The sequence below is a fragment of the Geobacillus thermodenitrificans subsp. thermodenitrificans DSM 465 genome, assembly GCF_000496575.1.
Classification (GTDB): Bacteria; Bacillota; Bacilli; order Bacillales; family Anoxybacillaceae; genus Geobacillus; species Geobacillus thermodenitrificans.
In genome coordinates, this window is the sequence record NZ_AYKT01000006.1 from 137,336 (window position 1) to 163,462 (window position 26,127).

Annotated in this window: 34 protein-coding genes; 6 read left to right on the forward strand and 28 right to left on the reverse strand. The window is 52.3% G+C overall.

From position 1 onward, the window contains the following. Positions 1–145 precede the first annotated feature (145 nt). Positions 146–1,021, forward strand: coding sequence for a DUF1002 domain-containing protein (locus tag DSM465_RS0107315; RefSeq protein ID WP_008879708.1), 876 nt, complete (start codon positions 146–148; stop codon positions 1,019–1,021). 25 nt (positions 1,022–1,046) lie between these two features. Here the strand turns inward: DSM465_RS0107315 and lysA are convergent, their stop codons facing one another. After that, positions 1,047–2,366 carry a diaminopimelate decarboxylase gene (gene lysA / locus DSM465_RS0107320; protein ID WP_029761019.1) on the reverse strand — a complete coding sequence of 440 codons (1,320 nt, stop codon included), beginning with the start codon at positions 2,364–2,366 and terminating at the stop codon, positions 1,047–1,049. Between lysA and DSM465_RS0107325 the strand changes: the two genes are divergently transcribed. After that, positions 2,355–2,570, forward strand: a complete 216-nt coding sequence (locus DSM465_RS0107325) for a hypothetical protein (protein ID WP_029761020.1) — start codon at positions 2,355–2,357, stop codon at positions 2,568–2,570. The genes lysA and DSM465_RS0107325 overlap by 12 nt on opposite strands. 115 nt (positions 2,571–2,685) lie before the next feature. Here the strand turns inward: DSM465_RS0107325 and DSM465_RS0107330 are convergent, their stop codons facing one another. From DSM465_RS0107330 to DSM465_RS0107430, 20 genes are all read right to left on the reverse strand, one after another. Beyond that, positions 2,686–4,164 (reverse strand): spore germination protein, encoded by a 1,479-nt coding sequence (locus tag DSM465_RS0107330; RefSeq protein WP_008879710.1) that lies wholly within the window; start codon positions 4,162–4,164, stop codon positions 2,686–2,688. Beyond that, complete coding sequence (locus DSM465_RS0107335) at positions 4,112–4,723, reverse strand: stage V sporulation protein AE (RefSeq protein ID WP_029761021.1); 612 nt, start codon at positions 4,721–4,723, stop codon at positions 4,112–4,114. The genes DSM465_RS0107330 and DSM465_RS0107335 overlap by 53 nt, the downstream gene beginning before the upstream one ends. A 5-nt stretch (positions 4,724–4,728) precedes the next feature. Continuing rightward, complete coding sequence (locus DSM465_RS0107340) at positions 4,729–5,079, reverse strand: SpoVA/SpoVAEb family sporulation membrane protein (protein WP_029761022.1); 351 nt, start codon at positions 5,077–5,079, stop codon at positions 4,729–4,731. A 36-nt stretch (positions 5,080–5,115) separates the two neighbouring features. Continuing rightward, the gene (gene spoVAD, locus DSM465_RS0107345; RefSeq protein ID WP_008879713.1) at positions 5,116–6,144 is read right to left on the reverse strand and encodes a stage V sporulation protein AD; all 1,029 of its coding nucleotides are present in this window, start codon (positions 6,142–6,144) and stop codon (positions 5,116–5,118) included. A gap of 17 nt (positions 6,145–6,161) precedes the next feature. After that, positions 6,162–6,590, reverse strand: coding sequence for a SpoVA/SpoVAEb family sporulation membrane protein (locus DSM465_RS0107350; RefSeq protein ID WP_008879714.1), 429 nt, complete (start codon positions 6,588–6,590; stop codon positions 6,162–6,164). Positions 6,591–6,607: 17 nt separating this feature from the next. Further along, on the reverse strand, positions 6,608–7,039 hold the full coding sequence (locus DSM465_RS0107355; protein WP_008879715.1) for a stage V sporulation protein AB: 432 nt from the start codon (positions 7,037–7,039) through the stop codon (positions 6,608–6,610). Continuing rightward, on the reverse strand, positions 7,026–7,649 hold the full coding sequence (locus tag DSM465_RS0107360; RefSeq protein ID WP_008879716.1) for a stage V sporulation protein AA: 624 nt from the start codon (positions 7,647–7,649) through the stop codon (positions 7,026–7,028). The genes DSM465_RS0107355 and DSM465_RS0107360 overlap by 14 nt, the downstream gene beginning before the upstream one ends. Before the next feature lie 259 nt (positions 7,650–7,908). Next, positions 7,909–8,661 (reverse strand): RNA polymerase sporulation sigma factor SigF, encoded by a 753-nt coding sequence (gene sigF / locus DSM465_RS0107365; protein WP_008879717.1) that lies wholly within the window; start codon positions 8,659–8,661, stop codon positions 7,909–7,911. Between the two features lie 13 nt (positions 8,662–8,674). Then, a complete protein-coding gene (gene spoIIAB, locus DSM465_RS0107370; protein WP_008879718.1) occupies positions 8,675–9,115 on the reverse strand; it encodes an anti-sigma F factor in 441 nt (146 codons plus the stop codon). After that, on the reverse strand, positions 9,116–9,466 hold the full coding sequence (gene spoIIAA / locus DSM465_RS0107375) for an anti-sigma F factor antagonist (protein WP_008879719.1): 351 nt from the start codon (positions 9,464–9,466) through the stop codon (positions 9,116–9,118). A 125-nt stretch (positions 9,467–9,591) separates the two neighbouring features. Further along, positions 9,592–10,767 carry a D-alanyl-D-alanine carboxypeptidase family protein gene (locus DSM465_RS0107380; RefSeq protein WP_029761024.1) on the reverse strand — a complete coding sequence of 392 codons (1,176 nt, stop codon included), beginning with the start codon at positions 10,765–10,767 and terminating at the stop codon, positions 9,592–9,594. A 154-nt stretch (positions 10,768–10,921) separates the two neighbouring features. Further along, positions 10,922–12,223: a pyrimidine-nucleoside phosphorylase gene (locus DSM465_RS0107390; RefSeq protein WP_011887742.1), complete on the reverse strand. Its 1,302-nt coding sequence runs from the start codon at positions 12,221–12,223 to the stop codon at positions 10,922–10,924. Between the two features lie 18 nt (positions 12,224–12,241). Next, positions 12,242–13,063 carry a purine-nucleoside phosphorylase gene (locus DSM465_RS0107395; RefSeq protein ID WP_029761025.1) on the reverse strand — a complete coding sequence of 274 codons (822 nt, stop codon included), beginning with the start codon at positions 13,061–13,063 and terminating at the stop codon, positions 12,242–12,244. A gap of 42 nt (positions 13,064–13,105) precedes the next feature. Next, the gene (gene deoB, locus DSM465_RS0107400; protein WP_008879724.1) at positions 13,106–14,293 is read right to left on the reverse strand and encodes a phosphopentomutase; all 1,188 of its coding nucleotides are present in this window, start codon (positions 14,291–14,293) and stop codon (positions 13,106–13,108) included. Positions 14,294–14,436: 143 nt separating this feature from the next. Next, complete coding sequence (gene xerD / locus DSM465_RS0107405) at positions 14,437–15,333, reverse strand: site-specific tyrosine recombinase XerD (protein WP_008879725.1); 897 nt, start codon at positions 15,331–15,333, stop codon at positions 14,437–14,439. 6 nt (positions 15,334–15,339) lie between these two features. Next, complete coding sequence (locus DSM465_RS0107410) at positions 15,340–15,552, reverse strand: YqzK family protein (RefSeq protein WP_008879726.1); 213 nt, start codon at positions 15,550–15,552, stop codon at positions 15,340–15,342. 101 nt (positions 15,553–15,653) lie between these two features. Then, entirely contained in the window at positions 15,654–16,106 is a 453-nt protein-coding gene (fur, locus tag DSM465_RS0107415; protein ID WP_008879727.1) for a ferric iron uptake transcriptional regulator, read from the reverse strand. Between the two features lie 97 nt (positions 16,107–16,203). Continuing rightward, positions 16,204–16,866, reverse strand: coding sequence for a stage II sporulation protein M (spoIIM, locus tag DSM465_RS0107420; protein WP_008879728.1), 663 nt, complete (start codon positions 16,864–16,866; stop codon positions 16,204–16,206). A 182-nt stretch (positions 16,867–17,048) separates the two neighbouring features. Then, positions 17,049–18,239: an endonuclease Q family protein gene (locus DSM465_RS0107425; RefSeq protein WP_029761026.1), complete on the reverse strand. Its 1,191-nt coding sequence runs from the start codon at positions 18,237–18,239 to the stop codon at positions 17,049–17,051. After that, positions 18,236–18,790: an NUDIX domain-containing protein gene (locus DSM465_RS0107430; RefSeq protein WP_008879730.1), complete on the reverse strand. Its 555-nt coding sequence runs from the start codon at positions 18,788–18,790 to the stop codon at positions 18,236–18,238. The genes DSM465_RS0107425 and DSM465_RS0107430 overlap by 4 nt, the downstream gene beginning before the upstream one ends. A 106-nt stretch (positions 18,791–18,896) precedes the next feature. Between DSM465_RS0107430 and DSM465_RS0107435 the strand changes: the two genes are divergently transcribed. Then, positions 18,897–19,817 (forward strand): aldo/keto reductase, encoded by a 921-nt coding sequence (locus DSM465_RS0107435; protein WP_029761027.1) that lies wholly within the window; start codon positions 18,897–18,899, stop codon positions 19,815–19,817. A 56-nt stretch (positions 19,818–19,873) separates the two neighbouring features. On the opposite strand, the gene DSM465_RS19255 is transcribed toward DSM465_RS0107435, so the two are convergent. The 5 genes from DSM465_RS19255 to DSM465_RS0107460 all read right to left on the reverse strand — a co-directional run bounded on the left by DSM465_RS19255 (position 19,874) and on the right by DSM465_RS0107460 (position 22,355). After that, complete coding sequence (locus DSM465_RS19255) at positions 19,874–20,083, reverse strand: hypothetical protein (RefSeq protein ID WP_131261686.1); 210 nt, start codon at positions 20,081–20,083, stop codon at positions 19,874–19,876. Continuing rightward, positions 20,083–21,282, reverse strand: a complete 1,200-nt coding sequence (locus DSM465_RS0107440; protein ID WP_029761028.1) for a CynX/NimT family MFS transporter — start codon at positions 21,280–21,282, stop codon at positions 20,083–20,085. Before DSM465_RS0107440 ends, DSM465_RS19255 begins: the two co-directional genes overlap by 1 nt. A gap of 15 nt (positions 21,283–21,297) precedes the next feature. Then, a complete protein-coding gene (locus tag DSM465_RS0107445) occupies positions 21,298–21,543 on the reverse strand; it encodes a YqkE family protein (RefSeq protein WP_008879733.1) in 246 nt (81 codons plus the stop codon). A 238-nt stretch (positions 21,544–21,781) separates the two neighbouring features. Then, the gene (locus tag DSM465_RS0107455) at positions 21,782–22,021 is read right to left on the reverse strand and encodes a YqkC family protein (RefSeq protein ID WP_008879735.1); all 240 of its coding nucleotides are present in this window, start codon (positions 22,019–22,021) and stop codon (positions 21,782–21,784) included. Continuing rightward, complete coding sequence (locus tag DSM465_RS0107460) at positions 22,011–22,355, reverse strand: iron-sulfur cluster biosynthesis family protein (RefSeq protein ID WP_008879736.1); 345 nt, start codon at positions 22,353–22,355, stop codon at positions 22,011–22,013. The genes DSM465_RS0107455 and DSM465_RS0107460 overlap by 11 nt, the downstream gene beginning before the upstream one ends. 82 nt (positions 22,356–22,437) lie before the next feature. Here DSM465_RS0107460 and DSM465_RS0107465 point away from each other — a divergent pair, with 82 nt between their 5' ends. After that, a complete protein-coding gene (locus DSM465_RS0107465) occupies positions 22,438–22,656 on the forward strand; it encodes a CDGSH iron-sulfur domain-containing protein (protein WP_008879737.1) in 219 nt (72 codons plus the stop codon). A gap of 73 nt (positions 22,657–22,729) precedes the next feature. Further along, positions 22,730–22,927: a YqzH family protein gene (locus DSM465_RS0107470; protein WP_008879738.1), complete on the forward strand. Its 198-nt coding sequence runs from the start codon at positions 22,730–22,732 to the stop codon at positions 22,925–22,927. Between the two features lie 60 nt (positions 22,928–22,987). Here the strand turns inward: DSM465_RS0107470 and DSM465_RS0107475 are convergent, their stop codons facing one another. Next, positions 22,988–23,776 carry an SDR family NAD(P)-dependent oxidoreductase gene (locus DSM465_RS0107475; RefSeq protein WP_008879739.1) on the reverse strand — a complete coding sequence of 263 codons (789 nt, stop codon included), beginning with the start codon at positions 23,774–23,776 and terminating at the stop codon, positions 22,988–22,990. Next, complete coding sequence (locus DSM465_RS0107480; RefSeq protein WP_029761030.1) at positions 23,767–24,738, reverse strand: MBL fold metallo-hydrolase; 972 nt, start codon at positions 24,736–24,738, stop codon at positions 23,767–23,769. Before DSM465_RS0107480 ends, DSM465_RS0107475 begins: the two co-directional genes overlap by 10 nt. Before the next feature lie 490 nt (positions 24,739–25,228). Between DSM465_RS0107480 and proI the strand changes: the two genes are divergently transcribed. Further along, entirely contained in the window at positions 25,229–26,068 is an 840-nt protein-coding gene (gene proI / locus DSM465_RS0107485) for a pyrroline-5-carboxylate reductase ProI (protein ID WP_008879741.1), read from the forward strand. Positions 26,069–26,127 lie beyond the last annotated feature (59 nt).

The following is a 26,127-nucleotide window of genomic DNA, read 5'->3' on the forward strand; positions in this document are numbered from 1 at the left end:
CGCTGTTTGCCATTTGCTTGGCCTCTCAACCGATGTATTTCTCGATCGCAATGAGCAGCGGAAGGCAGAACGCCGTTTCGATAGAAAAACAGGAGAGCGTACGGTATAATGATAGTGCATTTTTTATGAACAGGAGGCGAACTGCGTGAAACGAACGATCGCTTCATCGCTGCTAGCAGTCATGCTGCTGGCGTTTCCGGCCATGGTGGCGGCCGATGCTGCACCGGGCGACGTCATTGTAACACTCGGGGAAAACTTAACAAACGAACAAAAACAAAAAGTGCTCGAGGAAATGAAAGCGCCGGACGGAGCTCAGACGGTTACCGTCTCAAACGCTGAAGAGCATAAATATTTGGGTGGGCTCATCCCAAAAGCGCAAATTGGTACGCGCGCCATCTCATCGTCAATGATTACGATCGGCGAACCGGGATCCGGACTGAATGTTGAGACGCATAACATCACATGGGTGACGAAAGAAATGTACACGAACGCCTTAATTACCGCTGGAGTGAAAGATGCCGACATTTATGTCACCGCTCCGTTTCCGGTTTCCGGCACCGCCGCGCTGACCGGATTGATGAAGGCATATGAAATTTCATCTGACCAATCCATCCCGGACGATGTGAAAAAAGTAGCGAACGAAGAAATGGTGCAAACAGCGAAACTTGCTGACTCGATCGGTGCGGATAAGGCGGTCGCCTTGGTGGCAAAAGTCAAAGAAGAAATTGCCAACAATCCGCCGAAAACGGACGCCGATTTGCGCGCCTTGATTGAACGAATCGCCAACGACCTTGGCATTACGCTGAGCGAAGACGAAATCAACAGTCTCATTTCCCTCTTCCATAAAATGCAAAATGCGAATATTAACTGGGATCAAGTGAACGACCAACTCAGCAAAGCAAAAGAACGATTATCAGCCTTTTTGCAGTCAGAAGAAGGAAAAACGTTTATCCAAAACATTATCGACATCTTGAAAGAGATTTGGAATGCCATCAAGTCGGCACTCTCCTCGAATCAATAAAAAAACCCGCTTTATGCGGGCTTTTTTATTTTCTCACCTTCGTCTTAAACGGCAAATCATGCTGGATTAAATCTTCATATGTTTCGCGTTTGACAACGAGCTGAGCGTCGCCGTTTTCAACGAAAACGATCGCCGGACGCGGCAGGCGGTTGTAATTGTTCGCCATTGAATAACCGTAAGCGCCGGTGCAAAAAACAGCCAAATAATCGCCCGGCTTCGTCTCGGGCAGCGCAAGATCCCAAATGAGCATATCGCCCGACTCGCAGCATTTCCCAGCGATCGATACGGTTTCTGTTCGCTCACCTAGCACCCGATTGGCAAGCACTGCTTCATATTTTGCCCCGTACAACGCCGGACGGATGTTGTCGCTCATGCCACCATCAACCGCGAGATACGTACGAATGTTTGGCACGTCTTTGCGCGAACCGATCGTATAAATCGTCGTCCCCGCGTCACCAACGAGCGAACGCCCCGGCTCGATCCAAATTTCCGGCAACGGAAGCTGACACGCTTTAGCCTGCTTTTTCACTTCTTCAACAATGCAATCGACGTATGCGGACACCGGAATCGGATCGTCTTCCTCTGTATAGCGGATGCCAAAGCCTCCGCCAAGATTGATGACTGAAGGGATAAATCCATATGCCTTGTTCCATTCCGCCATCTTTGTAAATACTTTTTGTGCGGCAAGCACAAAGCCGGTCGTTTCAAAAATTTGCGAACCGATATGGCAATGAACGCCAAGCAACTGAAACGCCGACGATGCCATAACACGGCGAAACGCCTCATCTGCTTGGCCGTTGTTTAAGTCAAAGCCAAACTTGGAGTCTTCCTGTCCCGTTAAAATATAATCGTGCGTATGCGCCTCGACGCCCGGTGTGACGCGAAGCAACACCGGAACCACTCGACCGGAAGCGGCCGCCAGTTGTTCAATCAACTCCAGTTCGTAAAAGTTGTCGGCAACAATGCAGCCGATGCCATGTTCGAGCGCCATCGCCAGCTCATCCCGACTTTTGTTGTTGCCGTGAAAATGGATGCGCTCTGGCGGGAATCCAGCAGCAATCGCCGTATACAGTTCCCCGCCCGACACGACGTCAAGCGACAGCCCTTCCTCAGCGGCGAGCTGCACCATGGCAATCGAGGAAAACGCCTTGCTGGCGTAAGCTACTTGCGCCCGCACACCTTGAAGATGGAATGCTTCCTTAAATGCGCGCGCCCGCGCGCGAATCAACGCAACATCATAAATATAAAGCGGCGTTCCGTACATCTTCGCCAACTCGACCGTATCAACGCCGCCGATTTCCAAATGCCCTTTTTCGTTGACGCGGCTCGTCCCATGAAAAAACATGAAAATCCCTCATTCCTCATCAAAATGGCGCAGAAAAAGCAAAAAGACAGTTCGCAACCGGTAACTGCCTTAAAAAACAAAGCCGCAGAGCGAACGGCTCTGCCGCGCAACAGGCTGTCATACAGCCATGCATCCGGGCGCGCCCAAACGGAGCGGACGACCCGCCAATCCTGCACTTTCAACGGTTTGAAGTATCAAGTATAACTTATCACAATTATGCAAAAGTTGCAATAGCGCCATCACGAGAAAAGCGGTCGTCAATATGTGCCAGCGGAAACGACCGCTTAAACCGTGATGGAGAAAATAGACGCGATGGACGTCATGACGGCTGCTTTTGCTGGTCTTGTGGATGGACGATGCTCGGCCGCACTTTCGCTCCAGCGGTCGAACGGCGGACGATAATTTGCATAAATGCCGCCGGATCAAAGGGAATGAACGGCCATAAGTACGGTGTGTTCAGCGAGCGGATGCTGGCTAACCAAAGGAAATAAACGGTCGTACCGATAACGAGCCCGGGCACTTTAAATAAGGCAACCAATATAACAAGCGCTAAGCGGCAAATTTTATTGGCTATACTCAGCTCATAGCTTGGCGTTGCAAATGAGCCGATCGCCGCTACTGCGACGTACAAAATGACTTCCGGCACAAACAACCCAACATCGATGGCGATTTGCCCGATTAGGACGGCAGCGATTAAGCCCATTGCCGTCGACAGCGGCGTCGGTGTATGAATAGCTGCCATCCGCAAGAACTCAATCCCGAAATCAGCGATCAAAATTTGGATGACAACTGGAATGTTTGTCTGTTTGTTTGGACCGATAAACGCCCACGAGTCCGGCAAGAGCGACGGCTCGAGCACAAACAGCATCCAAAGCGGCAGCAAAAACAGCGACGACAAAATGCCTAAAAACCGCACCCAACGGACGAACGTCCCGACCCCTGGTGACTGCCGGTACTCTTCCGCATGCTGGACATGGTGGAAGAACGTTGTCGGTGTAATAATGACGCTCGGCGATGTATCAACCATAATAAGTACATGCCCTTCAAGCAAATGCGTCGCCGCGACGTCCGGCCGCTCCGTGTAGCGGACGAGCGGATACGGGTTATACCCTTGCTTGACTAAAAATTCCTCTACCGTTTTGTCACCCATCGTCAACCCATCAATATTAATCTGTTTCAATTCGTTTTTGACGAGCTCAACAAGCCCTGGGTCGGCGACATCTTGAATATACGCGATGCATATATCGGTTTTCGACCGTTCGCCAACTTGCAAAATTTCAAAGCGAAGCCGTTCATCGCGAATGCGGCGCCGCGTCAATGCTGTATTGACGATAATGTTTTCAACATACCCGTCACGGGCGCCGCGCACGACTTTTTCCGTGTCCGGCTCTTGCGGCTGACGTCCTGGATAGCTGCGGACGTCAACAGCAAATCCAGTTGATTCTCCTTCAATGAAGATGATGATCAATCCAGACAGCAGCTGATCGACTGCTTCATCAAGACTCGTCACCGGGCTCACTTGCTGATGGACGAGCCGGTTCTCGATAATTTGCCGCGCTTGGGCGGCTTGGCGCTCATCGTCGTTGACGCGCACAATTTGTTTTAACAATTCAATAATGTATTGCGTGTCACATAAACCGTTGCAGTAATAAATATGTACCTCCCGGTTTAGCACATGAATTTTTCGCACGCCCAAGTCAAAGCTTGTGCCGACACCGATTCGGTTTTGCAAAAACTTGGCGTTATCAACGAGTTTCTCCGCGATCGGCACTTTTCCCTTCTTCTCTTTTTCCGGCATAGCCACCACTCCTTTCCAGAATCAACTCGACCGCCTTGCGCGTAATGGGCGCTCCGTTTTTCGCATTGTCGCGATACCCCATTTTGCCGATATCGCCGATGCCGACGACAAGCGGAATATTCAGTTGGTCAAGACAGTAGACGGTATCGCCGTTAATCCGCCCGACATCGAGATCGCGAATGCCTTCTTTATCGACTCCGTATTCCGTAATCAAGCCGTCGCGGTCGATGCTGACGTGCACTTTTGTCCATTCGCGCCGGTGCGTATTGGAAGCGACCGCCAGCGCCCCGAGCACCTCGATTTGCTCGTGCGTCGCTACGTAGCGGAGCGCCTCTTCTCCGGCTCCCTCTCCGATGGCGCCGCAATCATCAAACATAACAAACACCGGATCATGCGGCGTTTTCAAAATGAGTTCCACGAGCTGTTCGCCGCTTAGTTTCGTCGGATTTCCTTGCGAACACGAGATGCAGCGACCGCCGAGATCGGCAGCCACCCGCTCGATCGCTTGGCAGGCGAATTCATCCCCATCTGTCACTAAAATCACCCGTCGTTTTTTCATGATCTCTACCCTTTCGGTTTGCAAATGAGCGAGGCGAAAAACGAGCCAGCCACGATAAAGGCGAACAGAGCGCCGGCAAAGCGGAACACTGCCGCTCCGGTTTCGACTAAGCCGTCCGGCCGCGGTTCAACCATCACGCCTTTCGCCAAAAAATAGCCAAATCCGCTTAGCGGCATCGTTGCCCCGGCGCCAGCCCAAGCAACAAACCGGTCGTATACGCCGCTAAACCCAAGAAGAACGCCTAGAATGACAAGGACGCTGGCGACGTCCGCCGACGTCCATTTGCCGCGGTCGAGAGCAAGCTGGGCGAGGGCGCATAGCAGCCCACCGGCCAAAAAAGCACGGACGTATTCCATCATTGCATTCCCCCTTGACCAGACCTGAAAGCCCCGTTATGGAAGCGAATCCGGCTCTTGTTTGGCCGCTTCAATGACAACGCCGTGGGCGACGGCCGGAATCGACTGTTTTTGCTGCACCATCGTTTGGCTAAGGAGCGCTCCGGTGGCAACGACAAACAGACGGTGAAACGTGCCACGATCAAGCTCGTGAAACAAATAGCCGTACGTGACGACTGCAGAACAGGCACAGCCGCTGCCGCCGGCAAACACTTTTTGATCGGGGCGGTAAATCATCAGTCCACAGTCGTTATAGACATCGCTAATATCATAGCCCGATTCGGCGAGCAGCTCGCGGACGATGACGCTACCGACGCGCGATAGGTCGCCGGTGACAATCAAGTCATAATCGCTTGGTGATGTACCTAAATCGCGGAAATGCTGCTCGATCGTATCCGCTGCCGCTGGAGCCATCGCCGCCCCCATATCGAGCGGATTCGTGAGCCCTGCATCGATGACTTTGCCGATCGTCGCCGCCCGGATGCGCCAGCGCCCTGGGGTGCGGCCAACGAGCGCGGCTCCAGCGCCCGTGACGGTAAATGTCGCCGTTTTCGGCTTTTGCACGCCAAGTTCAGTCGGATAGCGAAATTGCCGTTCCGCAGTCGCGTTATGGCTGCTCGTCGCCACAAGCGCCGTATCGGCGAGCCCACCAGCAACAAAAGCGGCGGCTGCCGCCAGCGTCTGCATCGAGGTAGAACAAGCGCCGAACAAGCATAAAAACGGAATGGGCAGCTCGCGCGCAACATAGTTGGACGTCGCATTTTGGTTTAATAAATCGCCGGCTAAAAACAAATCAACATCGTGGGCAGAAACGCCGGCCTTTTGCAGACAACGTGCCACCGCCTCGCTCATCAACCGCCGCTCGGCCAACTCCCACGTCTCTTCCCCGCAATATAAGTCGCGATGCCAAATGTCAAAATAGCCACCAAGCGGGCCATCGGCCTCAAGCGGACCGACAGCGGTGGCAGCAGCTCTAATATAAATGTCCTCATCAAACACCCACGTCTGTTTTCCGACACGCTTCATGTCCTTCCCTCTTTTCGTCATGGCCAAAAGAGGCCGAGCACATAGGCAACAATGATGCCGTAAAGAATCGTTGCCCCGCCGGCTTTCAACATCTGCCCAGCCACCCCGGCCGTCCATCCTTCGCTCCGATGCTCGATCGCCGCGCTGGCGAGGGCGTTGGCCAGTCCCGTCATGAGCATCATCGCCCCCGCACCGGCAAACTGGCTGAAATCGTCATATTTTCCGGCAGCCGTCAACACGATCGCCAACCCGGACATCACCGTCACCGCCCATAGTTGAGCGGCAAACGGCGAAACAGCAAACAGGCGGCTATGCCACTCAGCAAGCCATTGCGCCAACGTGCAAAGCGCTCCGCCGACAAGAAACGCCTTGATCGCGTTGGCGGCGTATGGGGGAGAAGGCTGAAACGCCTTCACTTCACGGAGGTAATTCGCCTTTAATCCCACGTTTTCTCCCCCCTTTTTCAATGAAAGTAATCGACAAAATAAACCCAATGGAATAATGAACCTGCCACTTTTCCGAAGGCGAGCGCCATCAATAAAATGACAATTTTATCATCAACACCAATGCGCTTCGCTAAAATCGGCCAAACGTTCAATACTTCCGTCAGTGCCGCAGCGAGCATCCCGATAAATATGCCATGTAGCAATCCGATCGGCGCCAGCCAATACTTCGACAACTGCCAGACAGGATGACGCAAACTTATCCAGCCGCCGACGATGGCACCAGCAATGGCGCTCCACTCATACGCGTGGATGCGCTTGACCGTTTTCGTTAGCTGCGTCAGACGCGGAATGACGCCAAGCACGACTAAAAAAGCGACAAATCCCGTTCCAACCGCCAGCCCTCCAGCGAAGCCGACGAACACTACCAGCAAAATCTCAAGCGTCGTCAAGCTGTCTCATACTTTCTTTGTTTTCATGCAAAATGACGTATTGATCAATGGCTTGCTGGTAGTTGAACATTTCGACTTCAAGAGGGCTAGGCTCTTCATTAATCCGCTTGCGGAACCAATGGTTGAAAAATAACACCATTCCAATGCCAAGCCCGAACGAATACGGAATTTGCAAAAGCAACGGTTTGTCGACCGATTGGCCGGTCATGACTTCATACAGATAGCGATGCACTTTTTGCATGCTCACATCTTCGTGAAAGTTCATAATGGCCATCGCTGAACCAACAAATAAAAGAAGCCAAACAAGAATAAAAGCAACCGTCGAAAACCGCCGTTTTTCATACAAGACTTCCACGATCGTCTGCGACGGGCCGACCATCTGCACATCGAGCGAATCGTCGACATCGAGGACAGCACGAACGACTTGCATCATATCGATAATGACGATATTTTTATCGCTCGGTTGAACGCGATAGAGTGGAATCGCCTTCAACCGCCGAATGAGCCCGCCATCTGTCGCGGCAATTTGTGCCACCTGCCCCAAGGTGACGAGCGCCTCCGGTTTCACTTGCACACGATGGCGCAGTTTAATAAACACGGTATTTGCCATCTGTCCCACACCTTTATCCCCATTTTGTTTTTCTTTAGTTTGTTTGGATGAAAAAAGGATCATGCAGCTTGCTGATATTCACCATCGATTTCATAAAAATAGAAAAGAATGGGCCTCACAATACCCATTCTTTTAAAAAAAATGTTTTCAGTTGTTCCGTGACGCGAAAAAGCGGGCTATCTGCCCGCTTTTTCCCGCCTAGGTGCGGAAAAATGGACTACCCGTCCACTTTTTCCCGCGCACATGCGTAAAAAATGGACTACCCATCCATTTTTTCCTTTATGTGCTGCAATATTTTCTTTTCCAGCCGGGATACTTGCACTTGAGAGATGCCGAGTCTTGCTGCCACTTCGGACTGGGTTTGGTCTTTGTAATAACGCAAATAGACGATGAGCCTTTCGCGCTCATCGAGCTCTTCAATCGCTTTTTTTAAGGCAATTTTCTCAAACCATGATGCCTCGTCAGCATCGGCGATTTGATCGAGCAGCGTGATCGGATCGCCGTCGTTTTCATACACTGTTTCATGGATCGACGCCGGCGAGCGAACCGCCTCTTGGGCGAGAACGACTTCTTCCGGCGAAACACCCAAATGGTCGGCGATTTCGGTGATCGTCGGGGCCCGCCCGCGCGTCTTGGACAGTTCGTCCTTCGCTTTGCGGATTTTATTGCCCATCTCTTTCAGCGAGCGGCTGACTTTCACCGTGCCGTCATCGCGGAGAAATCGCTGAATCTCCCCGATGATCATCGGCACGGCGTACGTCGAAAACTTGACATCATACGATAAGTCAAACTTATCGACTGATTTTAACAAGCCGATGCAGCCGATTTGGAACAAATCATCCGCTTCATAGCCACGATTTAAGAAACGCTGGACGACCGACCAGACGAGGCGCATATTTTTTTCAATAATTTCATCGCGGGCTTCTTGGTCGCCTTCCTGACTGCGGCGGATCAGCTCCTTCATCTCCTGGTCTTTGATTGGCGACTGATCTTGCTTGACATCGACATCCATAGGCATGTCTCCCTTAGTTACATAACGCTTTGCTTTTGGCAATATGCTTTTTCAAATAAACGGTCGTCCCTTTGTTCACTTCCGACTCGACAACGACTTCATCCATGAAGTTTTCCATAATGGTAAAGCCCATCCCTGACCGTTCGAGCTCCGGCTTTGTTGTAAACAGCGGCTGGCGTGCCTCGTCGATGTTAGCGATGCCGACTCCTTCGTCTCTCACCGTCAAGTGGACGATACCGTCTTCAATGACGACGGAAATGAAGACGATGCCGTTCGGGTCGTTGTTGTAGCCGTGAATGATAGCGTTTGTCACCGCCTCCGAGACGACCGTTTTAATTTCCGTCAGCTCATCTATCGTCGGGTCGAGCTGGGCGACAAACGCCGCCACCGTCACACGGGCAAACGACTCGTTTTCGCTGCGGGCGGAAAATTGGAGGTGCATTTCATTGCGCATTTATGCCACCCCCAGTGCCTGCAAAGCAAATTGTTCATCTGCTTCAAAGCGGATGATTTTAAACAGCCCTGACATGTCAAACAGACGCTTGACCGTCGGTGACACAGCGCAAACGACCATTTGCCCGCCGACGTTTTTAATTTGTTTATAGCGCCCCAAAATGACGCCGAGACCGGAACTGTCCATAAATGTCAATTGCCCTAAATTAAGTACAATATGGCGCACAGTCCGGTTTTCAAGCACGTCCGTCACTTTCTCGCGCAATTCCTCCGCTGTATGGTGGTCAAGCTCTCCAGAGAGGCGAACGATGAGCACGTCTTGCTTCACTTCCAAGTTGATCGCGAGACTCACAGCGCGTTCCTCCTTGTCCATTTCAGGATACGGAGAAGTTTCGCTGTCGCCCTCCGGAAATCCTGCCGCCCGACAAAACTAGTGACCGTTCGCCAAAGAGAGTGAAAAGATCACAAAAATTGACATTACCCAGCCTGAACGAAACGGCCGAACACTCGCTTAAACAAATCCCAAAAGCTGGCCTCTGCCACCGTTTGTTTGGCAACAAGCGGGCTGCGCAAAATCTCTTTTCCATCCTGCTTCAAAATAAGGACGCCAAGCTCATCGCCTTTTCGAACCGGCGCTTTCACGCCATCGTTCACTTTAACCACTTTCTCGATTTGCTCGACTGACTGCCCTTTTTTCGTCAGCACCGACACCGGCTCCGACGTTACGGCTGCGACCGACTTTTGTTTCCCCTTGCTGACATCGACACGGGCGACTGTTTCATTGCGCTTGTATACCGGATGGGCTTGATAGTGATGAAACGCGTAATCGAGCATTTTGGTAATTTGCGCGTTGCGCGATTTTGGTGTCGGCGCTCCAAACACAACGGCAATGACGCGCATGCCGTTCTTTTTCGCCGTCGCCGTCAAACAATATCCTGCTTCGCTTGTAAAGCCGGTTTTCAGCCCGTCAACGCCTGGATAAAACTTGACAAGCCGGTTAGTATTCACAAGCCAAAACTTTTTATCGGTGTTTTCGCGCAAATAGTCTTCGTACTTGCTTGTATATTTTGTAATTCCCTCGTATTTCAACAGTTCGCGCGCCATGATGGCCATGTCATAGGCGCTGCTGTAATGCCCTTCAGCCGGCAGGCCGGTCGTATTGGCGAATTTCGTTTCCTTTAAACCAAGTTCTTTCGCCTTTTCGTTCATCATTTCAACAAACGCTTCTTCCGATCCGGCAATCCGCTCAGCCATGGCGACAGAAGCGTCATTCGCTGAACCGATGGCGATGGCACGCAGCAATTCATCAACCGTCATTTCCTCGCCTGGCTCGAGAAAAATTTGCGATCCGCCCATCGAAGCAGCGTATTCGCTTGTCCGTACTTTCTCATCGTAGGAGAGCTTTCCTTCGTCGATCGCCTCCATGATCAACAACATCGTCATAATTTTTGTCATGCTCGCCGGCGGCAGTTTTTCATGAGGATTTTTTTCATATAGAACCTTGCCGGTGTCGCGTTCAATCAAGATGGCCGACTTCGCCTCATCAGCCAACTCAGTCTTTGTCCCCTTTGTTTCTTTCTCCTCAGCATATACAGAAAGGGGAAGGAAAAGAAGAAGCGGCAATAAAAGCAGACGGATGACTGTCGTTTTCATCTCCCAAACCTCCATTCTTTATACATGCCATTTTTTCCAATGGAGATATTTTTATACAAATGAACCAAAATAAAAAACGCTCGAAACGAATGTTTCGAGCGTTTTTCCTTGAACGACGCTTTCTTTAATTTGTACATCAGCCACGGTCTTGTCTTTATACAATCGTCTCATAAATGAGCGGCGGCGGAGCGACTGGCTGCGGTGAGATCCGAATGGCAGTTGCAAGTTTTTCTTCCACTGTGCGCACATCTTGCCGGTTGCTGTGGATGGTAGCAAGCGCCTCCCCTTTCCGCACACGGTCGCCAACCTTCTTATGGAGCACGATTCCGACCGCCAAGTCAATCTCGTCCTCTTTTTTTGCTCGTCCGGCACCAAGCCACATGGCAGCAGTACCGATTTCATCTGCAACAATCTCAGCAACATAACCGTCCTCGCTAGCTGCAACGTCAAACGTATACGCTGCTTGCGGCAGTTTGTCCGGGTCATCGACGACCGACGGATCGCCACCTTGGGCCGCCAAAAACGTTTTGAACGCTGCGATGGCGGATCCATCATGCATCGCCTCTTCAAGCAGGCGGCGCGCCTCATCAAGCGACGACGCCTTCTTCGCCAAGTAAACCATATGGCTGCCAAGCGTCAAACAAAGTTCTGTCAAATCGCGCGGGCCGTTTCCTTTCAGCGTAGCGATCGCCTCTTTCACTTCCAAAGCGTTGCCGACCGCATAGCCGAGCGGCTGGCTCATATCGGAAATAACGGCCATCGTCTGTCGGCCAACACGCTTGCCGATATCGACCATCGCCCGGGCCAGTTCGCGTGCCCTGTCGAGTTCCTTCATAAACGCCCCGGCGCCGGTTTTCACATCTAAGACGATGGCATCAGCCCCGGCAGCGATTTTTTTGCTCATGATTGAGGAAGCGATAAGCGGAATGCTGTTGACAGTCGCTGTCACGTCGCGGAGCGCATACAGCTTTTTGTCAGCTGGTGTCAAGTCGCCAGTTTGGCCAATAATGGCGATCTTATTCTCATTGACGAGCCGGAGAAATTCATCTTTGCTGATTTCTACGTGAAATCCAGGCACGGACTCGAGCTTGTCAATCGTTCCGCCCGTATGACCGAGGCCGCGCCCAGACATTTTCGCCACCGGCACGCCAACGGAGGCGACAAGCGGGCCTAAAACGAGCGTCGTCGTATCGCCGACCCCGCCTGTTGAATGTTTGTCAACTTTCATGCCACGAATGCCTGACAAATCGATGACTTCGCCGGAGTGCACCATGGCCATCGTCAACACCGCCGTTTCTTCGTCCGTCATGCCGCGAAAATATACCGCCATCGCCAGTGCGCTCATTTGGTAATCTGGAATGTCTCCGTTTGTATAACCGCGGATGATCCATTCAATTTCTTCTTTCGTCAGCGCCTGCCCATCTCGTTTTTTGGCAATCAAATCGACCATTCTCATCCCGATCACCTTTTCTCCTTATTTCGCCAGCTCGGCGACAACCGCTTTAATAAGCCGCAAAAAGTCGGCTTTCACCCGTTCGGCTGTTTCGACGACTTCGTCATGATGAAGCGGGGCGTCGGTCATACCGGCCGCTAGATTGGAAATGCACGAAATGCCAAGCACTTCGATGCCGGCATGGCGAGCAACAATGACTTCCGGAACGGTGGACATGCCAACCGCATCACCGCCAAGCACACGGATCATACGAATTTCCGCCGGCGTTTCGTACGAAGGCCCCGTGTTGGCGACGTACACTCCTTCACGCACACAAATGCCGAGCTTTGCCGCCGCTTCCTTGGCGAGCTGACGCAGGCGTCGGCTGTACGCTTCGGTCATGTCCGGAAAACGAGGGCCGATCTCCGGGTCGTTCGGACCGATGAGCGGGTTCGTACCAAGCAAATTGATATGATCGGAAATAATCATCAAATCGCCAGGGCGAAACTGTTCATTCACACCGCCGGCAGCGTTTGTCACGATCAATTGGCGGATGCCAAGCTCCTTCATCACCTGAACAGGGAACGTCACTTCGCGAAGTGAGTATCCTTCATAATAATGAAACCGTCCTTGCATAGCGACGACTGTCGCCCCTTCAAGCTGGCCATACACGAGCCGACCGGCGTGCCCTTCAACTGTTGACACTGGAAATCCAGGAATATCTTCATACGGAATGCGAATCGCCTCTTCGATTTCATCGGCGAGCACACCGAGCCCCGAACCGAGAATCAAGCCAATGACGGGCGGAGCCGGCATACGCTGGCGCAAATAATCAGCTGCTTTTTTAATCGCTTGTCGATCCATTCCTTTTCCCCCTCACAACATGTTCTCATCATAGACGGCTGTTCACTGCTGCGCCAATTCCGCTAAAAAGCTTGTTCCGTAGGGCGGCATATGGACGCGGAAATTATCGGCGATCGTTGCCCCGACATCGGCGAATGTCTCGCGGATCGGGAGAGGCTTTCCACCTTGAAAACGCGGACTGTACACTAAAAGCGGCACATATTCGCGCGTATGGTCCGTCCCGTGGTGCACCGGATCGTTGCCGTGATCAGCCGTGATGATCAGCAAATCATCCGTTGTCAACCGCGGCAGCACCTCAGCGAGCCGTGCGTCAAACTCTTCAAGCGCATCGCCGTATCCTTGCGGGTCGCGGCGATGGCCGTACTTAGCGTCAAAGTCAACAAGATTGACGAAGCTGAGCCCGGTAAAGTCCATGCTGAGCGTGTCGATGAGCTTATCCATGCCGTCCATATTCGACGCCGTCCGCAACGACTGCGTCACCCCTTCATTATCGTAAATATCGGCGATTTTTCCAATGGCGATGACATCATACCCGGCGTCTTTCAGCTCGTTCATCACCGTGCGGCCGAACGGCTTGAGCGCATAGTCGTGCCGGTTTGGCGTCCGCTCAAAGCGGCCCGGCATTCCGACAAACGGCCGGGCGATGACGCGTCCAACCATGTACGGCTCATCGCGCGTCAGCTCGCGGGCGATTTCACAAATACGATACAGCTCATCAAGTGGCACGACCTCTTCATGGGCAGCGATTTGCAAGACGGAGTCAGCTGATGTATAGACGATGAGCGCCCCCGTTTTCATATGTTCCTCGCCCAACTCTTCGATGATCGCCGTCCCACTCGCTGGTTTGTTGCCAATCACTTTCCGTCCCGTACGCCGTTCGAGTTCGGCGATCAGTTCGTCTGGAAACCCGTCTGGGAAAACGCGGAACGGCTTGTCGATGCGAAGGCCCATCAGCTCCCAATGGCCGGTCATCGTGTCTTTGCCGGCGGATGCCTCTTTCATTTTTGTATAATAAGCGAGCGGATGATCGACTTTCGGCACCCCTTGAATCTCGCGAATATGACTGAGTCCAAGCTTTGCCATATTCGGCATGTGCAAGCCGCCGCGATGTTCGGCAATATGGCCGAGCGTGTCCGCCCCTTTATCGTTATATTTCTCAGCATCAGGCGCTTCACCAATGCCGACCGAATCGAGCACAATTAAAAATACGCGCCGATATGTTGTGTTCACAATTCATTCCTCCCGCCTGCAGTGAAAATAGATTCTCTTCCTATCGTTCCCATATTTCCGGTAAAACACGCCCTTATTGTATTGGTCAGAAGTCTGACAACTAGATCAATAGAAGTGTGCCTAGCATCAGCGGTGCGCCGTGACTAGGCACGAGGATGATACTGTTTATACACGTCTTTCAGGCGCGTTTTCGTTACGTGCGTATACATCTGCGTCGTCGAAATATCAGCGTGCCCAAGCAGTTCTTGGACAGCGCGCAAATCGGCTCCGTTCTCAAGCAGATGAGTCGCAAATGAATGACGGAGCGTGTGAGGCGTCAACTCTTTTTCAATGCCCGCTTCTTTGGAAAGACGTTTTAAAATTTTCCAAAACCCTTGTCGCGTCAGGCGCTGGCCGTAATGGTTCAAAAACAATGCCTCCGTTGCCCGCTTGCGCGGATTTACAAGCTGCGGGCGCCCATACTCCAAATAGCGGGCAAGTGCTTCAAGCGCCATCCGTCCGATCGGGACAATCCGCTCTTTTCGCCCTTTCCCATAGCAGCGGACAAACCCCATTGTCAAATGCACGTCACCTAAGTTGAGCTGTACAAGCTCGCTGACGCGCATGCCGGTCGCATATAGCACCTCAAGCATCGCCTTGTCACGCAAGCCGAACGGCGTATTCGTCTGTGGCGCCGCCAGGAGCGCTTCGACTTCTTCGACGGACAGCACTTTTGGCAGCGTCCGCTCAAACTGCGGCGTTTCGATATGGACCGTCGGGTCTTGCGCCGCCATTTTCTCCCGCAGCAAAAACTGATGAAACGAACGAATCGACGCCAAATGTCGAGCAATCGTCCTTGCTGACTGCCCTTGCTCGCTTAAAAACTTTAAAAAATGAAGAATATGCAGACGCTCGACTTCGCCCCACGCCTCAAGCTGCTCGACCTCGCGCAAGTAGTGGACATATTTCTTTAAATCCCGTTCATACGAAATAATCGTATTGTGCGCCAAGTTCCGCTCTACCGTCAAATAATGCAAGAAATCCTTTAATTCATGTTCCAATGTTCTCTACTCCCCATCGCGATAAAAAAATAATAGCCGGTTGAGCCAGTCCGGAGGCGTGTGTTCGATCGTCGATACTTTCACCGCCGATCCTTCCGGTTCATCGTATCGATGATAATACTCGTACTCGCGATTAAACCATACAAGACTATAATAAAATAAAATGGTGCATCCCGTAAACAAAAGAAATACTTTCACCATTTGCCAAACTGTTTTCATGGCACCCTCCCCATCGGCTGCTTGCCCATTTGCTAGTATGAGGATATGCCATTTGTTTCCCTATTTATACGCAAAAAAACCTTTCCCGTTGGAAAAGGTTTTTACTTTTCTTCATGTTTTTGCTGGCAGCGGTGGCAAATGCCGTGAAACGTCAAGCGGTGATCTTTAATTTTAAACTTCCATTCCCGTTCAACAATCGCTTCGACGTCCTCAAGCAAATCTTCTTCAATTTCCGCCACCGATCCGCACTCGAGGCAGACAAGATGGTGATGGAAATGCGCCGCCCCTTCTTTGCGAAGGTCATAGCGCGATACCCCGTCCCCGAAATTGATTTTATCAACGATTTTCAGCTCGGTTAGCAGTTCAAGCGTCCGATAAACGGTCGCCAGCCCGATCTCTGGAGATTTTTCTTTTACGAGGAGGTAGACGTCTTCAGCGCTTAAATGGTCTTCTTCATGTTCAAGCAGGACTCTTACCGTCGCTTCCCGCTGCGGCGTCAGCTTGTAGCCGGCCGAGTGCAGCTGCTTCTTAATTCGTTCCACACGATCTTCCATTTTTTCATTCCTCCCTCGCCATTCACCTCCCATTATAGCAAATGTATAAGGTAAGTATCAAAGTAAAATGACTATTATAAGATAAAAATAATGATTATTATATAATAATATTTATTAAATTAACCACCCATTTGACCGTCTGTTTCATCAATACCGGTGAGAGGTACGCTTCCACCACCGAGGAAACGAGCAACCCTGCAGCGATCGCCACCATCGCTGCCGCATAGCGCATGATCATCGGGAATACCGGCTCGTGCGGCCGCTTCATAAACTGGTTGCGCACCATTTGCAAGGAAAACGAAATCGAAATCACACCCATTACAATCATGAGCGGAATGACGATCAAGTTTTGCGGCATGACAGATACAAACGACAATAAAAATCCTTGCCAGCTCATTTGGTTGACCAAAAAGCCGACCGTGAAGCCGACGACAATCCCTTTTAAGAACAGTAAAATAAAAATGATTGGCAGGCCGATGACGGAAATGCCAAGCACCCACATGAGGGCAATGTATTTGACGTTATGCATATAGCTTTGACGGAACATATCATGGGCGCTTGCCAAATTGTCTTTCGATACTTGTCCAAAAAATTGCGTCAAGTAATAGTACAAGTCTTGCTTTTGGCTAAATCCGAGGCTGTTGACGACAATGGCCCCAAAAATCACACCCATTAAAAATAGGACGATAACAAATACGTATAGTGAGGCGTGTTCGCGCAAATGAACGGCGATGGCCGATTTCAACGGATGGGTTCTCATCGTACTTCGTCCTCCTATTTGGCTCTTAGTAGATTGTATGTCCATCCGTTTCGTATATGACTGTTTTTCAAAAAAACGGGATTGCCCGTCGGCAACCCCGTTTTCAATAACCATCACTCCGCCTGTGCACGGCCATCGTTCGCTCCTTTGTGGGTCCCCTGCCCTCGGCGTTTTCTCACCCGTCATTTTTCCTGCACTTTTCCGTATTTCCCGCCGCCGCCAGCTTCGATGGCGAGCGCGCCGCTGCGGGCGAGAACGATCAGTCGTGCGAGCTTTTGGCCGACCGTCTCGGCTATCTCTTCTTCTGTCGCCTCATGCAGCACGCGCATTTCCGTGCCAAAACGGCTGAGCAGCTTTTCGTACGACTTCAAGCCGAGTCCAGGGATAAATTCAAGCGGCACCTGATATACATACGGCGGCCGTTTCGGTCCGTGCTCCGCCGTTTTTAACTCCTTGAGCCGGTCTGACACCCCTTTAATAAAGCGATGGTGGCCGCACGCTGGGCAGCGCTCAGCCTCAGGCGAAACCGGCGTCAGGCACCCCTCGCACACCGTTCGGTGGTATTTACCAAGCTTTGGATTTAAGCCATAATTGGCGATGATTGTGCGCCCGTCCTCGTTGCGGAACGCTTGTTCCAGCTCAGCAAACGTCGGGGCGGCAAGCTGCACTTGTTCATATTCCCGGGCAATTTTTCGCAATGAATGGGCATCCGAGTTTGTCAAATACGGATAGCGGTGTAATTCGGCGATTTGGTCAGCCATTGACGTATCGGCGCTCAATCCAAGCTCAATGGCGTCGATTTGATCGGGGTCGAACACTTCCGTCAAACTGCGTTCGACTCCTTTTCCGTACAAACTTTTAAACGGAGTGAACGCATGCGCCGGGATAAACCAGCCACCCCACTCTTTTACCGCTGCTTGCAGCTCGCGCCCTGAAGCATAAATGCGCTGCGAGCTGAGTGATACGTTTTTCACCCGCTTGCCAAGCCAAGCGGAAAATGCGCGCATCGCTTGAACAGTCGGCAAAAAAGCGAGGACATGAATCGGTCCGTGGCAACGGTCGTCATACACTTCGATTTCGCTGCCTAAAAGCAAGGTCACTTTCCCGGTACTAATGCCGCCCTCACGATGTTCGCACCATCCATGTTCATCCATGGCCCGTTCGAGCTCATCAAGCACTTCCGGCACATGACTGTCAATGACACCGACCAAATCGATTCCTTTCACATGCGCCGCTTCATGCAAAATGTTCGCAAGCGTCAACGTCCGTGCCCCAGTAATTTTCACCGGACGGCCGGAAGCGGTGCGGCCGATATGAATATGTAAATCAGCGTAATAGCGGCCGAGGACGCCATCGTTTTTTCCGTTAGTCATCGTTTCTCAAGCGCGCGGCGCAGCTGCAAATATTGCAAGGCATACGCCGTTTTAGCATCATAAATGTCACGTCGTTCAAGCATATCCAGCGCCTCCTCTAACGTCACTTCCAGCAGTTCAACAAATTCATCTTCATCTAAACCGGCACCATCTTCGACTTTTTCCAACCCCTCGGCGACGTACAAATGGATGAGCTCGTCGGCAAATCCGGGCGATGTATAAAACGAAATGAGGTGGTGCATCGATTGGGCGCGGTAGCCGGTTTCTTCTTCAAGTTCGCGGTGTGCGGAAGCGAGCGGCTCTTCCCCATGTTCTAGCTTGCCCGCCGGAATTTCAACCAATGCGCGCTCGAGCGCTTTTCGATACTGACGGACGAGGACGATCTTCCCATCGGGCAAGAGCGGCAACACCGCTACCGCCCCCGGATGTTTAATCACCTCGCGCCGACTCGTTTTCCCGTTTGGCAGCTCCACCTCTTCAACATACAGTTCGATGATGCGTCCGCTGAATAATTTTTCTTGGCGGATCGTTTTTTCATACAACTGATCCATTCTTATTCTCCCCTATCCATTGATAAATTCTTTTCCATTGTACTACATATTTGGCCATTTTTTCGCCCCTGTTGTACAATGATCATTAAGAAGGGAGCGTAACGCAATGAACAAACGACGCATCGGTACATCGGATTTGTATGTGAGCGAAATCGGACTCGGCTGCATGTCGCTTGGCACCGATGAACGCGAGGCGATCCGCCTCATTCACGAAGCGCTTGATCGCGGCATCAACTATTTGGATACAGCCGACTTGTACGATCGTGGCCTGAACGAAGAATTTGTCGGCAAAGCGGTGAAAGGAAAACGCGATCAAGTGATTATCGCCACCAAAGTAGGCAACCGTTGGCGACCGGACGGAAGCGGTTGGGATTGGGATCCGTCCAAAGCATATATCAAGCAAGCCGTCAAAGACAGCCTGCGCCGCCTGCAAACAGACTACATTGACTTATACCAGCTCCACGGTGGCACGATTGACGACCCGATCGACGAGACGATTGCGGCATTTGAAGAGTTAAAGCAAGAAGGAGTCATTCGTTGGTACGGCATTTCCTCGATCCGTCCCAACGTCATTCGCGAATATGTGAAGCGTTCAAATATCGTCAGCGTCATGATGCAATATAGCCTGCTTGACCGCCGTCCGGAAGAGTGGTTCCCTCTCTTGCGCGAGCATAACATCAGCGTCATCGCCCGCGGTCCGGTCGCTAAAGGCTTGCTTACTGACCGCCCGCTCGAAGCGGCAGGAGCGGCGGTGAAAGAACACGGCTATCTCGACTACTCGTACAGTGAACTGCAAGCACTCATCCCGAGGCTGAAAGAGAAAACCGGGGAACGCCGTTCGTTAACTGCGACCGCGCTCCAGTTTTGCTTGTATGATCCGGTCGTTGCCGCCGTCATTCCAGGTGCGAGCCGGCTTGAGCAGCTGGCGGAAAACATCGCTGCCGCATCCGCGCTGCCGCTTGACGCTGATGAATACGAATGGTTAAAACAAGCGACGAAGCGCTCGGTGTACGAAATGCACCGATAAGCACAGACGGCGACATAAGAAACCACCCAACTTAACTCACGGGAAACAGATTGGCATCACGTTGCCTGCAAAACGAATCGTACCCCAGTACGAAATGTCCGCACGGGCGCAGCATAATCGTGCCAAAAATAGCTGCCGAGCCGATGAACGACCGCCAGCATCGCAGCTAAACAAAAAGAAGAGCCCAAGGCGCCAGCACGGCCGCTTACGGGCTCTTTTTTCTGCCTATATGAGTCAGGCGATACGTCTTGTTTCGCCCCTCCCACTACACAACATCATCATCCACATACTTGTCCTTTGCCGCCCCCAAACCGAACATCATCATGGCGGCACAGACAATCAACAGTAAAACGAGGGAGGGGATGAAATGGCCGGCCTTATCGTACAACGCACCAAACAACGGTGGACCGGCTGCCGCCAGTAAGTAACCGACGAACTGGGCCATAGCAGAAAGTTGGGCAGCCTCTAGCGGGCGGCGCGTCCGCAGCGTAAACAGCATCATCGCAAGGGAAAACGACATGCCAGCACCGACACCGGCAAAGAACGCCCCCGTCCACAGCCACCATCCTTGGCCAACTAACAACGCGACGATCCCAGCCACTTTCAACAGCACCGATGAACCGATCAACACTTTTTGATCTTTCATGCGCTCGGCCAACATCGGAGATAAAAACATCATCGGCAGCTGGGCAAATTGGAAGAAAAACAATAACCAGCCGGCCGTATCGGCCGCCATTCCTTTGCCTTGCCCAAGCTCTGGCAGCCACGTAATCACGCAATAAAAGAAAAATGATTGCATTCCCATAAATAACGTCACTTGCCAAGCAAGCCATGAACGCCAAAATGACGAATGTCGTTTTCCCGATGGAGCGCTAGCGGATTTCCATCGATAAATTTGCGGCAGCCAGACTACAATTGCGACCAGAGTAAGCAACGCCCAAAAGCGAAACGCTCCTTCCCAGCCAATCCCCCACCCGTCAGCAAGCGGAACAGCAAGACCGGAAGCAAAGGCGGCACTGACGTTCATCGTCACCGTATAAACCCCCATCATTAAGCCAACACGCATAGGAAACGCGTCTTTAACAAGCGCTGGCATGAGGACATTGTTGACAGCGATCGCCGCACCGATGAGCGCTGTACCGGCAAACAGCCAGAAACTGCCTGCCAGCGGACGGATGAGTTCGCCTACGAGCAAGACGACGAGTGAACAAAACAGCGTTCGCTCCATCCCGATCCGGCGGGCAAACGTAGCCGCCGCCGGCGCCAACAAAGCAAACGCCAACAGCGGAATCGTCGTTAGCGCCCCGGCAGCGGCGTAGGAAAGGCCAAGCTCCCGCTGCAGTTCAGGAACGAGCGGGCCGACCGTAGTGATCGGTGCGCGCAAGTTGGCAGCTAAGACGACGACTGCGGCCACCATGAATACCGAAGAAGTCGCTGTACTCGCCGCCGCACTTTTTTGCCTCATCTATCTTTTCCCCCTTCATTTAAACTTGCGCCAATCAAGTTCACTTTCTTCAAGCAGCTCAGCAAACGACTTCTGCTCATCGCGTCGGCGCGCTTCCTCGCGGCGTCGCGCTTCTTCCGCTGCCCGCCGCCGCTGTTCTTCCTCGGCAAGCGCCCGCTTTTTCGCGAGCAACTTCGCTTCGACGTCCGCGCCGACTCGATCGGCAAGCGTCACCGTCTGCTGCTCTTGCCTCTTTTTCCGCCCCGCATGCTTCTTCACCATTTTCACCCCCTTGCATAACGGCCGCCCATTTGTCAAACGATACAACTAAACAACATCGAAAAGGAGAGATGACCAGTGGCCAAAAACCGCGCCCAAAAAGGAAAGCCGTCTGCCGATACAGTCAAACCAATGATCGCCAAAGAAGATCTAGAAAAAGCGATCCATCCGACAAAACGGCAAAACAGCCCGCAATAATAGGCGGACGATAGAAAAACCGTAACCGACCGGGTTACGGTTTTTACAGCACTTCAGTAATATGCGGCATATGCTCGCCAAGCCAAGCAATCGCGTCATCAAGCGTCGCAAACTCTTTCGTCTCAAATGTCATCTCATTTTGCAAAAGCCAGACGTCTTTTTTGTCGTGGTACGGACCGGCGACCGACCAATGAAGCAAGCTGTACGGGTCGTTTTCATGGGTGAATGACACCCATGTTTTTTGCTTCGCCGTCTCCGCCAGCTGCCGAAGTTTACCGTTCATCGCCAGATCCCACCTTCACAAGCGGCATATGCCCATTCAGCATTTGCCCGGGGCTTTTTAGCTGAAAGACGGTCGTCCCCGGCTTAACATCAATCGTCATCGTCTCATCAAAAAAGATGAGACGCGACCGCTCTAAAAGCACCGGAACGAAATTCGTCTCAACGGCAAGATCGTCCTCATCGGCCTCGTCAACGAGCCATAACGCCGGCACGCCGTCGACTAAACAGCCGCAGCCGTTCGTGTCATATTTGAGCTTTAACTGCCGCCCCGATTCGGCTACAATAGGGGTAAGCATTTCTTTTGCTGCATCAGTAAACGTGATGTTCACGCTCATCGTTGCTCCTTTTTCCGTTTGTTTCTTTATTATTCTACCTGTTGGCACATAACACTGTCAAAATGAAAAGGAGGAAAACCTGATGGCAAAAGTGCAAATCAAAGTCAATGACAACGGCTCGCTCCGCATCACCGGCGATGTCGAGCTCTTAGACGGCGAAGGAAAGCCGTTTGTAACAAAACAAACGTTTTCCCTCTGCCGCTGTGGGCTGTCGAACAACAAGCCGTTTTGCGACGGCTCGCATAAAGGGCGCTTTCAGTCGATCGTCCGCGCCCCTTCGCCGGAAACGGATGAACAGTAAGAAGCGCCCGTTCCCTCTCATTCCGAAAAGCAATCACTTCCTTATGCGAGTTTCGTAACGGACGGTGGAGTCAATGGATAAACGATGGCTGCAAAAACAAGTGCGCAACTGCTTGCGTCACTACGGCTATGACGATGAGATGATGCCGCTTAGCGAAGACGAGTGGCGCGACCTTTGCGCCCATATCGCCGCCGCCAAAGAAAAACAACAAAACACTAACATGTACGAGCTTGTTCATGACGCTGTTTACCGATTTATTACGAGCGCATGATTGAGACCGACAGCTCTTCCATAAAAATGAAACGGCTGGCTCTGTACTAAGGGCAGCCGTTTACTTTTGGAAAAATGCCCGTTTCGCCACCTTTTCCACAAGACCCGGGGCGAGCCGGTACAACCGGCTGCCCACATCCATCCAGCCCGGCATGTTCACTTCGCGCGTTGGAGTCATCATCACTGCTACGACGCGCTTTGCCACCGCTTCCGGTCGAAGCATCCAGCGCGACACGTTGCGCACATAATCGCCTGTCTCATCCGCTAAATCAAAAAATCGAGTTTCGACCGGTCCGGGATTGACAGCGGTGACAAACACGCCAAACCGGCTCGCTTCGAGGCGCAAACTGTCAGTAAACCCGATGACAGCATGTTTTGTCGCCGAGTAAACGCTAGACTTTGGCGTTGCGATTTTGCCCGCTTGCGAGGCGATGTTGATAATATGGCCGCTTCCCCGCTCTTTCATATGGGAATACACCGACTTCGTGCAAGCAATAACACCGAAGACGTTGACGGCAAACATTGCTTCCATCTCAGCCAAATCAATGTCTTCGATGTAGCGGAAAACGCCAAAGCCAGCGTTATTGACAAGCACATCGATGCCACCAAGCTCCTTAAGCAGCTGAGAAAATACCGCCTCGACCATCTCACGGTCGCTCACATCAAGCTCCATGTGCGGCGCGGATACGCCGTATTGCGCTTTGATGCGGGCGCTTATTTCCTTAAGCCGCTCAACATTTCGCGCCAACAGCACCGGCACCGCCCCTTGTCGCGCCGCTTCATAGGCGATTTGCTCACCAATGCCTCCTGACGCTCCAGTAATGACAACATGACGGCCCTTCAACCGCACACCGACACCCCCGCCGCTTCATAAATGTAATGACCATCTTCCTGCTTTTTCCGCACATAACCGTTTACTTCCAAATAGTCAAGCTGGCCGATCGTCTCAGACATCGTCAGCATCAGTTGGCGTTCATAAGCAGTAGGAAACAGTTTTCGGCACACGTCAAACACGGTATGCGGACGTTCTTTCACCATGTCGAGCACCCGCTCGGCGCGCTGGCGTTGCTTAGCAAGCCGTTCGTGGACCAGACCGGGAATGTCAGTCGTATCGTCACCGTGGCCGTTTAGCGAGCGGTCGATATCATACTGTAACATTTTTTCAAGCGATTCGTTATATTGCAACAATGGTTTCGGCCGCTCCGTTTCCCCTTCAGCTGGCGGCTCCATCATCGGGTTCGGGGAGATATGCAAAAGCAAATGGTCGCCGCCGATCAGCAATCCGTCATCCTCGCGATAGAGCGCGATATGGCTTTGTGCATGCCCCGGTGTTTCGATGACACGCCAGTGCGGCAATCCCGGCACCGATTCCCCTTCCGTGACAGCGATATCGATCGCCCGTCGGCTTGCATAGCGAAGTGATCCGCCTTCTTTAGACAGTTGGCTGAACAAGCGGCGGTCGACACCGCATTCAGAGAAAAATTCCTCAAAGAATTGAACGTACCGCTCCACAAACGCGCGTTCACGGCGCAAAAACGGATCGGCTTTTGGATGGCCGATGATCGGCGCATGCGGAAAATAATCAAGCAGACCAACATGGTCCGGATGATGATGAGTAATGACGATTTGCTCGATATCTTCCGGCCGATAACCGATCTCACTCAGACGCTGCACAAACTGCTGCCACGCTTCCTCTGTTTTCACCCCGGCATCGACCAACGTCAACCGATCGCCGGCAATCACGTACATATGCACATCCCCGACCGGAAACGGCGTCGGCACCGTGATCCGATGCACTCGCTCCTTGTTCATCACATTCCCTTCTTTCCCTTAAGTTCATAAATGCTCCCGCTCAAACTCAATCAAAATGAATGGCTATTCATTATATTGTAGTTTACAACGATTTCGTTCGTTTGTCATGCCTTTTTCTTCCGTGTGCTGAAATTGCAAAAAAATTCACTCTCCTCTCTTGACAATCATGCCTGTCCCGCGGCATAATGACAAATAAAATCACGATACAGCCAAACCGGCGATGAACAGGGCCAGTAAACCGGAAACGGCAGCCAGAGAGCGAAGCCCGCGGCTGGAAGGCTTCGCTGCCCTCTTTGCGGTTGAACCTACCCTAGGAGCTGTTAGGCCAACCTAAACGCTTCCCCTGCGTTATCGGGGCAAAGTTGGGCTCGTTTGGCGCAGGCCAAATCAGCCAAAAAAGGTGGTACCGCGGAAACGAAGGTTTTCCGTCCTTTTGCAGGACGGGAAACCTTTTTCTTTTGCTGGACAACAAGGAAAGGAAGTGAATGCGATGACAACAACTCGGTCCATCGCCTTCATCGGTGCCGGCTCGATGGCGGAAGCGCTCATCGCCGGCATGACGAAAACGTTTTGCCATCCGACGCAAATCGTCGTGACAAACCGACAAAACCGCGCCCGGCTTGAAGAACTCAAGCGCACATACGGCGTCCATGCCGCCCAAGACGCACAACGTGCTGTCCAACATGCAGACATCGTTATTTTGGCCATGAAACCGAAAGATGTTGCCGAAGCGATGGCCGCTGTTGCGCCGGCCATTCGTCCGAACCAGCTCATTCTCTCATTACTTGCCGGCGTCACAACCGAGACGATCGAACAGCTCGCTAGACGTGATGTCGCCGTCGTGCGCGCCATGCCAAACACATCCGCAGCCGTCGGCTTATCGGCCACCGCGATCGCCGGGGGGCGTTTCGCCTCGGAGCAGCATCTTGAAACGGCAAAACAGCTGTTTGAAACGGTCGGCATTGTGACCATCGTGCCGGAGCGCGATTTGCATGCGGTCACCGGCCTATCGGGAAGCGGACCAGCGTACGTCTACTACTTGGTTGAAGCGATGGAAAAGGCGGCCGCCGACATCGGCCTCGAGCGCGATGTGGCGAAAACGCTCATTTTACAGACGATCATCGGCGCAGCGGAAATGTTAAAAGCGTCCGACAAACACCCGTCCGTCCTGCGCCGTGAGGTTACAAGCCCGGGTGGCACGACCGAAGCCGGCATCAAAGTGCTTGAGCAATACCGGTTTCAAGAGGCTATCGCCGCCTGCATCCGCCGGGCGACCGCCCGTTCCGAAGAACTCGGCAACGCCTTGCTCACTGCGATCGCTGAATCATAACCGAACACACCGTTAAACGCCGAGGCTGTTTGTATCGAGTTGGGCAAATCATCGGACCG

Coding starts and splice junctions, on each gene's coding strand:
- DSM465_RS0107325 (WP_029761020.1), top strand. CDS start 2,355: ATGAAAAAACATGAAAATCCCTCATTCCTCATCAAAATGGCGCAGAAA.
- lysA (WP_029761019.1), bottom strand. CDS start 2,366: ATGTTTTTTCATGGGACGAGCCGCGTCAACGAAAAAGGGCATTTGGAA.
- DSM465_RS0107330 (WP_008879710.1), bottom strand. CDS start 4,164: ATGCCGGAAAAAGAGAAGAAGGGAAAAGTGCCGATCGCGGAGAAACTC.
- DSM465_RS0107335 (WP_029761021.1), bottom strand. CDS start 4,723: ATGAAAAAACGACGGGTGATTTTAGTGACAGATGGGGATGAATTCGCC.
- DSM465_RS0107340 (WP_029761022.1), bottom strand. CDS start 5,079: ATGGAATACGTCCGTGCTTTTTTGGCCGGTGGGCTGCTATGCGCCCTC.
- spoVAD (WP_008879713.1), bottom strand. CDS start 6,144: ATGAAGCGTGTCGGAAAACAGACGTGGGTGTTTGATGAGGACATTTAT.
- DSM465_RS0107360 (WP_008879716.1), bottom strand. CDS start 7,649: ATGGCAAATACCGTGTTTATTAAACTGCGCCATCGTGTGCAAGTGAAA.
- sigF (WP_008879717.1), bottom strand. CDS start 8,661: ATGGATGTCGATGTCAAGCAAGATCAGTCGCCAATCAAAGACCAGGAG.
- spoIIAB (WP_008879718.1), bottom strand. CDS start 9,115: ATGCGCAATGAAATGCACCTCCAATTTTCCGCCCGCAGCGAAAACGAG.
- DSM465_RS0107380 (WP_029761024.1), bottom strand. CDS start 10,767: ATGAAAACGACAGTCATCCGTCTGCTTTTATTGCCGCTTCTTCTTTTC.
- DSM465_RS0107390 (WP_011887742.1), bottom strand. CDS start 12,223: ATGAGAATGGTCGATTTGATTGCCAAAAAACGAGATGGGCAGGCGCTG.
- DSM465_RS0107395 (WP_029761025.1), bottom strand. CDS start 13,063: ATGGATCGACAAGCGATTAAAAAAGCAGCTGATTATTTGCGCCAGCGT.
- DSM465_RS0107410 (WP_008879726.1), bottom strand. CDS start 15,552: ATGAAAACAGTTTGGCAAATGGTGAAAGTATTTCTTTTGTTTACGGGA.
- fur (WP_008879727.1), bottom strand. CDS start 16,106: ATGGAAGATCGTGTGGAACGAATTAAGAAGCAGCTGCACTCGGCCGGC.
- spoIIM (WP_008879728.1), bottom strand. CDS start 16,866: ATGAGAACCCATCCGTTGAAATCGGCCATCGCCGTTCATTTGCGCGAA.
- DSM465_RS0107425 (WP_029761026.1), bottom strand. CDS start 18,239: ATGACTAACGGAAAAAACGATGGCGTCCTCGGCCGCTATTACGCTGAT.
- DSM465_RS0107430 (WP_008879730.1), bottom strand. CDS start 18,790: ATGGATCAGTTGTATGAAAAAACGATCCGCCAAGAAAAATTATTCAGC.
- DSM465_RS0107435 (WP_029761027.1), top strand. CDS start 18,897: ATGAACAAACGACGCATCGGTACATCGGATTTGTATGTGAGCGAAATC.
- DSM465_RS0107440 (WP_029761028.1), bottom strand. CDS start 21,282: ATGAGGCAAAAAAGTGCGGCGGCGAGTACAGCGACTTCTTCGGTATTC.
- DSM465_RS0107445 (WP_008879733.1), bottom strand. CDS start 21,543: ATGGTGAAGAAGCATGCGGGGCGGAAAAAGAGGCAAGAGCAGCAGACG.
- DSM465_RS0107455 (WP_008879735.1), bottom strand. CDS start 22,021: ATGAACGGTAAACTTCGGCAGCTGGCGGAGACGGCGAAGCAAAAAACA.
- DSM465_RS0107460 (WP_008879736.1), bottom strand. CDS start 22,355: ATGAGCGTGAACATCACGTTTACTGATGCAGCAAAAGAAATGCTTACC.
- DSM465_RS0107465 (WP_008879737.1), top strand. CDS start 22,438: ATGGCAAAAGTGCAAATCAAAGTCAATGACAACGGCTCGCTCCGCATC.
- DSM465_RS0107470 (WP_008879738.1), top strand. CDS start 22,730: ATGGATAAACGATGGCTGCAAAAACAAGTGCGCAACTGCTTGCGTCAC.
- DSM465_RS0107480 (WP_029761030.1), bottom strand. CDS start 24,738: ATGAACAAGGAGCGAGTGCATCGGATCACGGTGCCGACGCCGTTTCCG.
- proI (WP_008879741.1), top strand. CDS start 25,229: ATGACAACAACTCGGTCCATCGCCTTCATCGGTGCCGGCTCGATGGCG.